Here is a 12,451-nt window from a genome sequence, read left to right as displayed (position 1 = left end):
ACCGAGAGGCCCCCGCATGACCGTCGAGACCGCCCGCTTCGCCACCCGCGCCGTCCACGCCGCGAGAGGCCGAGCCGCTGCCGCCTCCCGTGTGACGCCGATCTACCTGACGGCCGGGTTCGAGTTCGACGACTTCGATCACGCCGCCGACCACTTCGGCACCGGCACCGGATTCGGGTACACCCGCACCGGCAACCCCACGGTGCACGCGGTGGAGCGGCAGCTCGCGAGCCTGGAGTCCGGTGCCGACGCCGTGCTCGTGGCCAGCGGACAGGCCGCGGTGACCACCGCTCTGCTCTCGGTCGTGGGCGCGGGCGACCACATCGTCTCCTCGACCCACATCTACGAGGGCACCCGCGGGCTGTTCCTGGACAACCTCGCCCGCCTCGGCATCGAGACGACGTTCGTGGACGACATCGCCGACGCGGATGCCTGGCGGGAGGCCGTACGCCCGACGACCAGGGCGCTGTTCGCGGAGTCGCTCGCCAACGCCCGCAACGACGTGCTCGACGTGGCGGCGGTGAGCGCCGTGGCCGACGAGATCGCCGTCCCCCTGATCGTCGACAACACCCTGGCCACGCCCGCCCTCCTCCGGCCGCTGGAGCACGGCGCGGCCATCGTCGTGCACTCCGCGTCGAAGTTCCTCGCGGGGCAGGGCGCGGTGCTCGGCGGCGTGGTGATCGACGACGGCCGGTTCGATGCGGAGCGCGCCGGGCACAACGCCCCGCACCTCGTGCTGCCGGGGCGGGGCGGCGCACCCAGCGTCTTCGCCCGGCACGGCGGCCGCGCACGCATCGGATACGCCAGGGAGTCGGTGGCTCCGCGGTTCGGTGCCTCGCCCTCGCCCCTCAACGCGTTCCTCATCGGCCAGGGCACCGAGACGCTCAGCCTGCGCGTGGAGCGCCAGTCGCAGAACGCCCTCGCCGTCGCACGCTGGCTCGCCGCACACGACGCCGTGGAGAGCGTGGAGTACGTCGGCCTGCCCTCGCATCCTCACCACGAGACCGCGCTGCGCTACCTCGACGGCGGATTCGGCTCCATCTTCACCTTCACGCTGCGCGGCGGTCTCCCAGCGGCCCGTCGCTTCGTGGAGGAGGTGTCCGTGTTCACCCACATGACGCACATCGGCGACGTGCGGTCGCTCGTGCTGCACCCCGGCACGACCAGCCACGCGCAGCGCACCGACGAGGAGCGTCGGATCCTCGGCGTCGGCCCCGGCACGCTGCGGCTGTCGATCGGCATCGAGGATGTCGACGACCTGATCGGCGACCTCGCGCGGGTGCTCGAGAGCGTCAGGGAGACGGTGGCATGAGCCGCCTGCAGCACTTCGGGTGGTTCCTCGCCCGAGGCTTCGGTCCTCAGGGGTGGGGATATCCGTCCCTGGACTGGGACTACGACTGGACGCGACCGGAGGTCTACCAGGAAGCCGCCCGCACCCTGGAGCAGGCCGGTTTCGACCTCGTGATCATCGAGGACAGCCCCTCGCTCGGCTCGGCGGACACGATCGACCTGCGCGTGCGTCATGCGTTCGGCGGCCCGAAGCACGATCCCCTGCTGCTCGCACCGTACCTCTTCCAGGCGACCCGTCATCTCGGGATGGTGCCCACCGTGAACCCCGCGGCCTCGCTGCCCTACACCTCGGCGCGGCAGTTCGCGACCCTGCAGCACCTGAGCGGGCACCGGCTCGGCCTCAACGTGGTCACCGACACCGGCAGCGCCCGGCACTTCTCGGCGGCCCCGCAACTCGGCCATGACGAGGCGTACGACCGTGCCGAGGAATGGCTCGCCGGCATCCGCGCGCTCTGGCGGAGCTGGGACGACGGTGCGCTGGTCGCCGATCCCGTCTCCGGGGTCTACGCGGACGGCACGCGGATGCGTCCGGTGCAGCACCGCGGCCCCCACTACGACTTCGACGGCCCTCTGAACGCCCTGCCCTTCACGGACGGCGAGCCGGCCATCGTCTCCCCCGGCGGCTCCGGGCGCGGCCTGGCGTTCGCGGGGGCGAACTCGGACGTCCAGCTGGCGCTCGCTCCCCTGCACGAGAAGTCGGTGCGGGAGTATCGGCAGCGGGTGCACGACGCGGCTCTCGCCCGCGGACGCCGGGCCGAGGACGTCAAGATCCTCTTCGCGATCCAGCCCGTGATCACGGCGTCCGCCGAGGAGGCCGACCGGATCGTGGCCGCTTCCGCACACCCGGACGACGCCGCACTCGCGCAGATCGCCCGGAAGCAGTCGAGTGATCTGGAGACCGATCTCACGACCCTCGATCTGGACCGCCCCCTCGACACGTCGATCTTCGGAGCGCACGTCTCCCGCGGCAGCATCCAGCGCCTGATCGGCGATCGGGGCGAGGACGCCCCGCTCCGCGCGCACTTGACCGCACTCGCCCGCACCGGCCGGCTGCGCGACCGCAGCGGGTTCGTGGGCACCGCGGAGGAGTTCGCCGATCTCGTCGAGGAACTCGGCGAGTGGGGCAACGACGGCGTGCTCCTCTGGGGCGACTTCCATCCCGTGACCCTGCACCGCACCCTCGACGAGCTGGTGCCGATCCTCCGCCGCCGCGGGATCCTCCGCCGCGACTATGCGGACGGCGGTCTGCAGGCGAATCTGCAGGCGTTCTGACCCGCTCCGCGCGGACTCAGTCGCCGACCGGGATGGTGCGCTTCTCGGCGCGCTTCTCCCGGGACGAGGCGATCAGGCTCGCGATCGTCGCGACCGTCATCGACACGAGGATCACGGCCAGCGACACCATGTTGTCGATGTCCGGCACCCATTCCACGTGCTCGCCGCCGTTGATGAACGGGAGCTCGTTGACGTGCAGCGCGTGCAGGATCAGCTTGATGCCGATGAACCCGAGGATCACGGCGATGCCGTAGTGCAGGTAGCGGAGGCGGTCCAGGAGGTCGCCGAGGAGGAAGTAGAGCTGGCGCAGCCCCATGAGCGCGAAGATGTTGGCGGCGAAGACGAGGAAGCCGTTGGTCGTGATCTCGAAGATCGCGGGGATCGAGTCGATCGCGAAGATGAGGTCGGTGACGCCGATCGTGATGAACACGATGATCATCGGCGTCCACATCCGCTTCCCGTCGACGGTCGTGCGGATCTTCGAGCCGTCGTAGGTCTCGCTGATGTCGATCCGGCGGCGGAGCAGCCGGACGATGAAGTTCTCGCGCTTGACGTCGTCCTCGTGCTCGCCTTCCGGCATCGCCTGCCGGATGGCGGTGTAGACGAGGAAGGCGCCGAACAGGTAGAAGATCGGCGAGAAGTTCTCGATGATCGTCACGCCGACGAGGATGAACAGCCCGCGCAGGACCAGCGCGATGATGATCCCGACCATCAGCACCTGCTGCTGCAGACGTCGCGGCACCGCGAACTGCGCCATGATCAGCACGAAGACGAAGAGGTTGTCGACGGAGAGGCTGTACTCCAGCGCCCACCCGGTGATGAAGTCCCCGGCGTTCCGCCATCCGCCCACGGTCCCCAGCAGCACCGCGAAGAGCAGGGCGAGGCCCACATAGAACACGACCCAGAGGGTCGACTCCTTGGTGGAGGGGATGTGCGGGCGCAGCCGGATGAGGAGCAGGTCGCCGATCAGGATGATCGTGAGGACGACCATCGAGGTGATCTCGAACCAGACGGGGATGTCCACGGGCGCTGTGCACCTTTCGCGAGGGGTCGGGAATGAGTCGAAAGTCTCTCCCCCGCAGATGTGCGGCGCGCGCCCGGAGCAGCGATGTCGGTGCTCGTGATGACGTTACGCGCGGATTCGGGATACTCCCTCTCGCCCGGGCCATGCTACCGGAGGCGGGGGTCATCGGGACGAGGAAGTCGACACACGACGGCGGATCCGCATCCGTGCTGAGACGATGGGACATCCGCCGACACTCTCCAGGGAGAGACACCGAACGGAACCAGGATGCCCGCACAGACGAGTGACCAGCGATGGGCCGCCCAAGCGGCGGCCGGCGACCAGAGTGCCTTCCGCGCGCTGTACCGTGCCCACGTGCGCCCCGTGTACTGGATCGCACATGGCATCCTGGGCGCCGCCGCCGACGCGGAGGACGTGACGCAGGAGACCTTCGTGGTCGCCTGGCGCAAGCTTCCGGGCCTGGAGCTGCAGGGAGAATCGATCCTCCCCTGGCTCGCGACGATCTGCCGCTTCCAAGCGGCGAACCGGCTGCGTCAGCGGCGCCGCGACCAGGCGCACACGACGGACGCGGCCGACGACCAGCTCCCCGACGTCGTCAGCGTCGAGGACCAGGTGATCACGGCGGCGCTCGCCGCGCGGATCGCCGCGGAGGTGGGCACCCTGAACGAGCTCGACCGGGAGATCTTCCGGCTGTGCGCGTCCGAGGGCTACGCCTACCAGGCCGCCGCCGACGAGCTCGGCGTGACGCACGCCGTCGTCCGGAACCGTCTCTCGCGCGTGCGCACCCAGCTGCGCGGCGCCGTCAAGGAAGTGAGGGACGCATGAACGACCAGACCCCGCAGCAGAGCCTCCCGCCCGTGTCCGACGCGATCGTCGCTCGGATCGAGGACGCCGTCTTCAGCGAGATCCAGGGTGAGCGGCCGCCGGTTCCGCCGCGCGCAGAGCGCTCCAGGAGACGTCGACGCCGGTGGCTCACGGCCGGCGGGATCGCGGCGGCCTTCGTCGTCGGGGTCCTGGTGACGCCGCCGATCCTCGGTGCCGTGGGAGGCGGCGGCTCGTCCGTGTCCACCGCGGACGGCGTCGTGGGCTGGTCGACCGACGAGGCGGGCTCGGCCGTGCCGGACCGGGCCGTCGAAGGGGCGACCCTCCCCGGTGCCGTCGGATCGGACGCGGCGGCATCCGCCGAGGATGCCAGGGAGATCGTCGCCACGGCCCAGGCTTCTCTGCGCGTGAAGGACATCGCCGACGCCGCTGCCGCCATCGGCGACCTCGCCGCGGAGCACGGCGGCTACGTCGAGAGCACCGAGGTCGGCAAGGCGGTCGCGACGGATGCCCCCGCCGAGCGGGTCCCCGCGGACTCCGGGTACGGCTGGATCACGGTCCGCGTTCCCGCCGACGACCTGACGACGGTGATCGCCGCCCTCGGCGACACCGGGGAGGTCCTGTCGTCCTCCGTCACGAAGCAGGACGTCACCGCCACCGCGATCGATCTCCGCGCCCGCGTGGAGTCGACCCGCGCCTCGGTGCAGCGGCTCACGGAGCTCATGAGCCAGTCGGGCTCGGTCGCCGATCTCATCGAGGCCGAGGTCGCGCTCACCGATCGCCAGGCACAGCTCGAGTCGTACGAACAGCAGCTCGCCGCCCTGGAGGACCAGGTGGCCCTGTCGTCCCTCACCGTGGAGCTGTCGCGGGCGGACGCCCCGGCCGCAGCGGACCCCGCGGGCTTCGGCGACGGGCTGCGAGCCGGATGGAACGGTCTGGTGGTCTCGCTGAACGCCCTGGTGGTCGCGTTCGGCTTCCTCCTCCCCTGGCTCGCGGTGGCCGCTGTCGTCGTCCTGGTCGTCTGGCTCGTCCGCCGCGGCCGACGGCGCCGGAAGGCCGCGTCCGCTGAGCCCCGCACGGAGGAATAACCCGACGTTCCGCGGTATACAAGAAGTCTTGTGCGTCTCCGAACCGCTGCATAGCCTTCGGGGCGTGGAAGACATCTCCGTGATCACCGCCGTGCACCATCCGTTGCGGCGTCGCATCTACGACCACCTCCTGCTCTACGGCACGTCGCAGGTGACGGCGATCGCCCGCGCGCTCGACAGCCAGGTCGGCAGCATCAGCCATCACCTCCGGATGCTCGAGCGCGCCGGGATCGTCGCGCGTGCCCCCGACCCGACCGGCGATCGGCGCACGAGCTGGTGGACGGTCGCACGGCGGGGCCTCACCTGGTCGGTGGAGGACTTCGCCGACTCCCCCGGCGATGCGCTCCTCGCCCGGGAAGCACAACGCCAGGGCATCCGCATGCAGATCGACCGTCTGCAGCGCTGGCACCGCCGACGAGGCGATCCCGCCGTGGCGGACTACGACGCCTCCAACACGGAGGCCACCGCCTGGGCGACCCCGGACGAGCTGCGCGATCTCTCCGCACGCGTCCTGCAGGCGCTGCGGGACTGGCAGGCATCGATCGACGAGGACGACGGCCAGGAGCGCACGCCCGTGTTCTTCTTCGCCCACGCGTTCCCCACGGAACCGTGATGACCGCACTCACCCCGCCCCTCGAGCTCTCGGCCCCTCCTCCGTTCCGGCGCGACCGGATGGTGCACGCGTGGATCGGCGTGAAGGCCCTGTCCGATGCCGGCGACGCCGTGTGGACGATCGCGGTGGCGTGGACGGCCGTGCAGATCGCCTCCCCCGCCGTCGCCGGACTCGTCGTCGCCGCCGGCACGATTCCGCGCGCCATGGTCCTGCTCTTCGGCGGAGTCATCGCGGATCGCGCCGACGCCCGCCGGGTGATGACGGTCTGCAACGCGGCGCGTGTGGGCGTGCTCGTCGCCGCTGCCGTGTGGACGGTCTCGCAGGCGCCGACCGTGCCCGTCCTGCTCGCCGCCGCCATGGCGTTCGGGGTGTGCGACGCGTTCTACGAGCCCTCGGCCGGCACCATCGGGCGACAGCTGGTGCGCACGGACGATCTCCCCTCCTACGCGGCTGTCATCCAGACGGCATCACGCCTGGGCACGATGGGCGGCGCCGCTCTGGGCGGCCTGCTCGTCGCGCAGGCCGGTCTCGCGGGGAGCGCATCGGCGAACGCGGTGACCTTCGCCCTCGTCGTCGGATTCCTGGCGATCGCCCTGCGCCCGCGGTTCCGGCTCGCCCGGGCCCCGCGCACGTCGTCCCTGCGCGCGATCGGCGCGGCGTTCGCCCACCTCGGGGCGAACCTCACGACGCGCACGCTCGTCATCGCCCTCTCCGGGCTCAACCTCGCGGTCGGGCCGGCCGTCGGCATCGGCCTCGCCCTGCGGGCGCACGCCGAAGGCTGGGGAGCTCCCGCGGTCGGCCTGTTCGAGGGCCTCCTCGGCCTCGGTGCCGCCGTGGGCGCGGCCGCGGTCGCGAGATGGCGGCCGCGCCACGAGGCGCGGAGCGGATTCGGCGCTCTCCTCGTGCAGGGAGCGGGCATCGTCGCGCTCGGGTTCGGCCCCGTCTGGACGGTGGCCGTCGCCGCGGCTGTGGTCGGTGCCACCGCGGGATACGCCTCCGTGTTGCTGAGCGCGACGTTCGCCGCGACGGTGGACACCGCGTTCCTCGGTCGGATGAGCTCCCTCACCCGGCTCGGCGACGACTGCCTGATGCCGCTCGCGATGGCGGGCTTCGGCGCACTCGCCTCCCTCACCGCCGTCTGGGTGCCGTTCGTCGTGGCCGGTGGCGCGATGATGACGCTCATGCTCGTGCCGCTCCGGGCCCGCGCGTTCCGGACCCTGTCGCTGCGCGCGGACGACTGACGCGCACGGTCGGGAACGACGAAAGCCCCCCGGAGACCCGGAGGGCTTTCGTCGTGTTGTGTGACCCCAGCGGGATTCGAACCCGCGTTACCGCCGTGAGAGGGCGGCGTACTAGGCCGCTATACGATGGGGCCGTCTTGCGGAACTTTTCCGTTCCGCGACAACCGTTCAAGTATGCCACGGCGATTCTCACTGCGCCAAATCGAGGCCGCTTCACCCGAGATCCCGGGCGTGGCGCGCCGATTTCCGTTTGCCGCAGACCCCGGGAAGGAGTTGACTCGTCTCATGCGCGTCACCAAGTTCGAACATGCCACCCTTCGCCTGGACCAGAACGACGACACCCTCCTGATCGATCCCGGATCCTTCACCGCCCCGCTGCACGATCTCAGCGGACTGGTCGCCATCGTGCTCACGCACGAGCACCCCGACCACTGGACGCCGGAGCACCTCGACCGGATCCTCCGCGCGGCCCCCGGCACCCCCATCTTCGGGCCGGAGGGCGTGGCGAAGGCGGCGGAGGGCTACGAGGTCACCGTCGTCTCCCCCGGCGACACCGTGGAGGTCGGCGCCTTCACCCTGCGCTTCTTCGGCGGCACGCACGCGGTGATCCACTCGTCGATCCCGACCATCGACAACGTGGGCGTGCTCGTCAACGACATGTTCTACTACCCCGGCGACTCCTATGCGGTGCCCGAGGGCGTCGAGGTCGGCACCCTCGCCGCGCCGCTCGGAGCCCCGTGGCTCAAGATCGGGGAAGCCATCGACTACGTGCTCGCCGTGAAGCCCCGCCGCGCGTTCGGCACGCACGACATGACCCTGTCCGTGATCGGCAAGAACATGCACCGCCAGCGGCTGCAGTGGGCGACCGAGCAGGGCGGCGGCGAGTTCCTCGTGCTCGAACCCGGCGACGCCGTGGATCTGTGACCGCACCGCGACGCCTCCTGCCCGCCCCGACGCCGCGGCTCGCCTTCCGGGAGATGACCGCCGACGACCTCGACGAGATGGCGGCGCTCCTCGGGGATCCGGAAGTCATGGCCTACTACCCGGCGCCGAAGTCGCGAACCGAAGCCGCCGCGTGGATCGCGCGCATGCAGCAGCGCTACCGCGAGGACGGCCACGGTCTCTGGATCATCGAGACGCACGACGGGGAGTTCCTCGGCGACTGCGGTCTCACCTGGCAGTCGGTGAACGACTCCCCCGTCCTCGAAGTCGGCTATCACGTCCGCGCCGACCGCCAGCGGCGCGGCTATGCGACCGAGGCGGCGCGCGCATGCGTCGACCTCGTCGCGCAGACGTTCGCGCCGATACTCCTCACCGCCATCATCCACCCCGAGAACCAGGCGTCACGAGGCGTGGCGGAGAAGCTCGGCATGAGCCACATCGCCGATGACCACGCCCATCCATGGATCGTGCGGACCGTGATGGGCATGACCGTGGAGGACGCGGCCGGCCGCGCCTCCTGACTTCGGGCCAGGATACCGGGGCACTCTTGCTCCGGTCGTGACCGGATGCTGTACCGGGCGCTCGTAACGTGTTACCTGTCACGAAAGGAACAGTCCTCATGATGATGACCGGAGTTCACCAGAGCAGGAAGAGGATCGGGCTCGCCCTCGCCGGCGTCGCCCTCGTCGCGTCCGGCCTCGTCGGCACGACGGCGGCGACGGCACGGGCGGACGACGATTCCGGCGACCGCGAGGAACGGGCCAGCTCGCGGATCATCGGAGGCACGGCGGTGCCGAACGACGCCTATCCGTTCATGGCGTCCCTCCAGTTCGCCGGCGAGGCCTTCTGTGGCGGCTCGCTGGTGGCGCCGCGCGTCGTGATGACCGCCGCGCATTGCGTCACGGGCGCCGACCCCCTCAGCGGGCTCCCGGTGCCCGACGTGGACGGAGTGACGGTGACGGTCGGCCGCACCGTGCTGTCCGACGGCAGTCAGGGTCAGGATCGCGGTCTCGCCGGCGCGGACGCCGGCGGCCCGGTCGTCGTGCACCCGCGGTACCTCCAGGGGGATGAGGCCTACGACCTCGCCTTCGTGACGCTCGACCGCCCGGTCTCGGGCATCGTGCCCGTGAAGCTGCCCACCAAGGGGACGGACGCCCTCCTCCGTCCTGGACAGTCGGCGACGGTCATCGGCTGGGGCAACACCGACACCGCTCTCGGGAACTTCCCGGACCGGCTCCGTCAGGTCCAGGTGCCGATGCTCGCGACGGAGGAGTGCGAGCTCAGCTACGACTCCTTCCGCCCGGGAGTGAACATGTGTGCCGGCGTCGTCGGCAAGGACTCCTGCCGGGGAGACAGCGGCGGGCCGCTTTTCCGCCGATCTCCGGCGCGCGACACCGCCTACCAGATCGGCGTCGTGTCCTACGGGGACGGCTGCGGCGAGCAGGGCGCGCCAGGGGTGTACGTGTCGCTGAGCTCCGCAGACCTCTGGGACACGCTGGCAGAGTCCCCTGAGGGCAAGGCCATCGCGAAGAGCCTGAGGCGCTGACCGCTGCCGGGATCGCTGTCGGTCAGCCCTGAGCGCCCCGCACCCGCAGGTCACGCGCGAGGTGGTCGCGCTGCTCGACGAGGAGTCGTCGCAGCGCCGCCGGGGCCTCGGGGCTGGCCGACAGCCAGGCATCGACCAGGTCCAGCGAGGACCGCGCGGGGAACAGACCGATCACCAGGCGACGAGCGATCTCGATGCTCCGCTCCGACCACGCGGTCCCGATCCGCTCGAAGTACTCCTCGTCGAAGGACTCGATGAGTTCGCGGCGGCCGCCGGCGCGGAAGCCCCCGATCTCGGCATCGAGGTGGTCGTTGGTGAGCGACCGGTCGTCCCACGCGGCCGTCCAGGCGGCCGCGCGCACCGCCGCGTCGGGGACGGAGGCGCGAGCGCGGCGGGCGGCGGTGCGTCCGTCGCCGGTGTCGTCCCGCACCTCCTCCGCAGCGATGTCCGCAAGATCGGCGTGGCCGGTCGTCACGAGGGCCGTGAGGAGCTGCCAGCGCAGGTCGGGATCCACGACGAGCCCTTCGGGCACATCGCCGTCGAGCAGGGCACGGACCTCGGCGTGATGGATGTCATCGAAAGCCGAGGCCGCCGCCAGCGCGCGCGCCCAGGAGAGCTGGGCGTCGCTGCCGGCGTCCGCCTGCTGCAGCGTCGACCACGTGGCCTCGGTCCAGGCGCGCTGCTCCGCGTCGCGTCGGTCGTCGCGGACGAAATGCCGCAGCGCGAAAGCGGCGTCGAGGAGCGCTGCGGCCAGCAGACCGCCGTTCGACTCCCGCGGCGCGTGCGCCCGCACGATCGCGACGAAGCGAGCCGCGTCGAGTTCGCCGTCACGGGTGGCGTTCCAGAGCGACGACCACACGAGGGCACGGGCGAGCGGGTCCTCGATGTCGGACAGCGACTCCTCGACGGTGCGGAGGGACCGCTCGTCGAGGCGCGCCTTCGCATAGGTGAGGTCGTCGTCGTTGAGCAGCACGAGATCGGCCTCGGAGAGGTCGATGTCCACGCGCTCCCCGATCAGGTCCAGCTCCCGCTGCTCCCGCCGCACGATGCGGCCATCCACGCGGTCGTACAGCCCGATCCGCAGGCGGTGCGGACGGACGTCGTCCTGCACGAGGTGGTGTGCTGCGTCGGCGTCGGTCTCCGTCCAGATCGTCGAGACGCCCGTCGTCTGCAGCCAGGCGGCCGCCCAGTCGGTCATGTCCGGCCGGAGACCGCGCTGAGCTCGACGAGGAAGTCGTCGAGAGTGGTGTTGCCGAAGGCGTTGGCGGCGAAGTACCGGCGAGCCCCCTCGAAGAACGCCTCGTCGCCTACGAAGGCGACCAGCTGCTTCAGCACCGAAGCGCCCTTGGCGTAGGTGATGCCGTCGAAGTTCAGCTTCGCGGCCTCGAGGTCGGGGATGTCGGCGACGATGGGGTGGGTCGTGGGGAGCTGATCCTGCTGATAGGCCCAGGCCTTGCGACGCATGGCGAACGTCACCCACGCGTCGTGGAACCGGGTGGCCACCGCCGAGGCGTGCGAGCCCATGTAGTCGGCGAACGACTCCTTGAGCCAGAGGTCGTCCCACCACGTCATCGTGACGAGGTCGCCGAACCACATGTGCGCCATCTCGTGGAGGATCGTGTTGGCCCGGCTCGCCCGCTGCGCCTCGGTGGCGGCGCCGCGCGAGAGGTAGCCCTCCGTGAAGGTGACCAGACCGGGATTCTCCATCGCACCGAGGTTGTACTCGGGGACGAAGACCTGGTCGTACTTGCCCCACGGATAGGGATAGGCGAAGGCGTCGGTGAAGAAGTCGAGCCCCTGCCGGGTGACCTCGAGGATCTCGTCGGCCTCGAGGTGATCGACGAGCGAGCGGCGGACGAACACCCCGAGGGCGACCTGCTGCTCGTCTCTGGTCCACTCCCCGTCGACGCGGGCATAGGGGCCGGCCGCGATCGCCGTGATGTAGCTCGAGATCGGCAGGGTGGGGGCGAACTGCACCCGCTGCACGCCGACGCCGAGGTCGACGTGAGCCGGCGACTGGTTCGAGAGCACCTCCCACCCGGACGGCGCGTCGACGACGAAGGTGTACTCAGCCTTCATGTCCGGCTGCTCGAAGCAGGCCATCACCCGGCGGGAGTCCGCGGGCTCGTACTGGGTGTACAGGTAGGTGCGGTCGTCTGCCGGGTCGTGGAACCGGTGCAGACCCTCCCCCGACCGGCTGTAGGCACCGACCGCCTCGACCAGGACGACGTTCGAGGCCGCGAGGCCGTCGATCGTCAGGCGCGCCCCGTCGTAGACGACGTCCCGCTGCTCCCCGTTCACCTCGACGCGGACGACCTCCTCGCCGATGAAGTCCAGCCACGTGCTCTGGACGGTCGCATCGAACTCCAGGACGGTCGTGGTCGGGAAGCCCGTGCGCGCTCGCTCCGGGGCTCCGGTCAGGTCCAGCTCGACGCGGATGCGGTGCAGGGTGATCGCAGCGGATCGCGCCGCGGTCTCCTCACGGGTCAGGTTCGCGGTGTGCATCCCCCCATCCTGGCATCTTCCCGGCGACGACCGGGGAGCGTCTGCGCG

Annotated in this window: 10 protein-coding genes, 1 tRNA gene and 1 pseudogene; 9 read left to right on the top strand and 3 right to left on the bottom strand. The window is 70.8% G+C overall.

Features of this window, described 5'->3' with window-relative positions:
* Nucleotides 1-16: 16 nt before the first annotated feature.
* Nucleotides 17-1,312, top strand: a complete 1,296-nt coding sequence (locus tag AC2W7E_RS00755; protein ID WP_485988355.1) for an O-acetylhomoserine aminocarboxypropyltransferase/cysteine synthase family protein — start codon at nucleotides 17-19, stop codon at nucleotides 1,310-1,312.
* Nucleotides 1,309-2,622, top strand: a complete 1,314-nt coding sequence (locus AC2W7E_RS00750; protein WP_485988354.1) for an LLM class flavin-dependent oxidoreductase — start codon at nucleotides 1,309-1,311, stop codon at nucleotides 2,620-2,622. Before AC2W7E_RS00755 ends, AC2W7E_RS00750 begins: the two co-directional genes overlap by 4 nt.
* Before the next feature lie 16 nt (nucleotides 2,623-2,638).
* On the opposite strand, the gene AC2W7E_RS00745 is transcribed toward AC2W7E_RS00750, so the two are convergent.
* Nucleotides 2,639-3,646, bottom strand: a complete 1,008-nt coding sequence (locus tag AC2W7E_RS00745) for a TerC/Alx family metal homeostasis membrane protein (RefSeq protein WP_025103305.1) — start codon at nucleotides 3,644-3,646, stop codon at nucleotides 2,639-2,641.
* A 267-nt stretch (nucleotides 3,647-3,913) separates the two neighbouring features.
* Between AC2W7E_RS00745 and AC2W7E_RS00740 the strand changes: the two genes are divergently transcribed.
* From AC2W7E_RS00740 to AC2W7E_RS00725, 4 genes are all read left to right on the top strand, one after another.
* The gene (locus AC2W7E_RS00740; protein WP_025103304.1) at nucleotides 3,914-4,471 is read left to right on the top strand and encodes an RNA polymerase sigma factor; all 558 of its coding nucleotides are present in this window, start codon (nucleotides 3,914-3,916) and stop codon (nucleotides 4,469-4,471) included.
* The gene (locus AC2W7E_RS00735) at nucleotides 4,468-5,556 is read left to right on the top strand and encodes a DUF4349 domain-containing protein (RefSeq protein ID WP_485988353.1); all 1,089 of its coding nucleotides are present in this window, start codon (nucleotides 4,468-4,470) and stop codon (nucleotides 5,554-5,556) included. The genes AC2W7E_RS00740 and AC2W7E_RS00735 overlap by 4 nt, the downstream gene beginning before the upstream one ends.
* Nucleotides 5,557-5,620: 64 nt before the next feature.
* Entirely contained in the window at nucleotides 5,621-6,169 is a 549-nt protein-coding gene (locus AC2W7E_RS00730; protein ID WP_303709027.1) for a winged helix-turn-helix domain-containing protein, read from the top strand.
* Entirely contained in the window at nucleotides 6,169-7,410 is a 1,242-nt protein-coding gene (locus tag AC2W7E_RS00725) for an MFS transporter (RefSeq protein ID WP_485988352.1), read from the top strand. The genes AC2W7E_RS00730 and AC2W7E_RS00725 overlap by 1 nt, the downstream gene beginning before the upstream one ends.
* Nucleotides 7,411-7,471: 61 nt before the next feature.
* On the opposite strand, the gene AC2W7E_RS00720 is transcribed toward AC2W7E_RS00725, so the two are convergent.
* Nucleotides 7,472-7,544, bottom strand: a tRNA-Glu gene (locus tag AC2W7E_RS00720).
* 151 nt (nucleotides 7,545-7,695) lie between these two features.
* Between AC2W7E_RS00720 and AC2W7E_RS00715 the strand changes: the two genes are divergently transcribed.
* The 3 genes from AC2W7E_RS00715 to AC2W7E_RS00705 all read left to right on the top strand — a co-directional run bounded on the left by AC2W7E_RS00715 (nucleotide 7,696) and on the right by AC2W7E_RS00705 (nucleotide 9,898).
* Nucleotides 7,696-8,334 carry an MBL fold metallo-hydrolase gene (locus tag AC2W7E_RS00715; RefSeq protein WP_485988351.1) on the top strand — a complete coding sequence of 213 codons (639 nt, stop codon included), beginning with the start codon at nucleotides 7,696-7,698 and terminating at the stop codon, nucleotides 8,332-8,334.
* Nucleotides 8,331-8,873 (top strand): GNAT family N-acetyltransferase, encoded by a 543-nt coding sequence (locus AC2W7E_RS00710; protein WP_274543239.1) that lies wholly within the window; start codon nucleotides 8,331-8,333, stop codon nucleotides 8,871-8,873. Before AC2W7E_RS00715 ends, AC2W7E_RS00710 begins: the two co-directional genes overlap by 4 nt.
* A 98-nt stretch (nucleotides 8,874-8,971) precedes the next feature.
* The gene (locus AC2W7E_RS00705) at nucleotides 8,972-9,898 is read left to right on the top strand and encodes a S1 family peptidase (RefSeq protein ID WP_485988350.1); all 927 of its coding nucleotides are present in this window, start codon (nucleotides 8,972-8,974) and stop codon (nucleotides 9,896-9,898) included.
* A gap of 22 nt (nucleotides 9,899-9,920) precedes the next feature.
* Here the strand turns inward: AC2W7E_RS00705 and pepN are convergent.
* A pseudogene (pepN, locus tag AC2W7E_RS00700) lies at nucleotides 9,921-12,403 on the bottom strand (aminopeptidase N).
* Nucleotides 12,404-12,451: the final 48 nt, after the last annotated feature.

It is taken from the genome of Microbacterium sp. CFSPD4_SD4, assembly GCF_057364585.1.
This window is presented reverse-complemented; position numbering and strand designations above follow the sequence as displayed.

Bases quoted from the DNA above. Each gene is read 5' to 3' on its own strand.
- AC2W7E_RS00755 (WP_485988355.1), top strand. From the start codon at position 17: ATGACCGTCGAGACCGCCCGCTTCGCCACCCGCGCCGTCCACGCCGCG.
- AC2W7E_RS00750 (WP_485988354.1), top strand. From the start codon at position 1,309: ATGAGCCGCCTGCAGCACTTCGGGTGGTTCCTCGCCCGAGGCTTCGGT.
- AC2W7E_RS00740 (WP_025103304.1), top strand. From the start codon at position 3,914: ATGCCCGCACAGACGAGTGACCAGCGATGGGCCGCCCAAGCGGCGGCC.
- AC2W7E_RS00735 (WP_485988353.1), top strand. From the start codon at position 4,468: ATGAACGACCAGACCCCGCAGCAGAGCCTCCCGCCCGTGTCCGACGCG.
- AC2W7E_RS00725 (WP_485988352.1), top strand. From the start codon at position 6,169: ATGACCGCACTCACCCCGCCCCTCGAGCTCTCGGCCCCTCCTCCGTTC.
- AC2W7E_RS00715 (WP_485988351.1), top strand. From the start codon at position 7,696: ATGCGCGTCACCAAGTTCGAACATGCCACCCTTCGCCTGGACCAGAAC.
- AC2W7E_RS00705 (WP_485988350.1), top strand. From the start codon at position 8,972: ATGATGATGACCGGAGTTCACCAGAGCAGGAAGAGGATCGGGCTCGCC.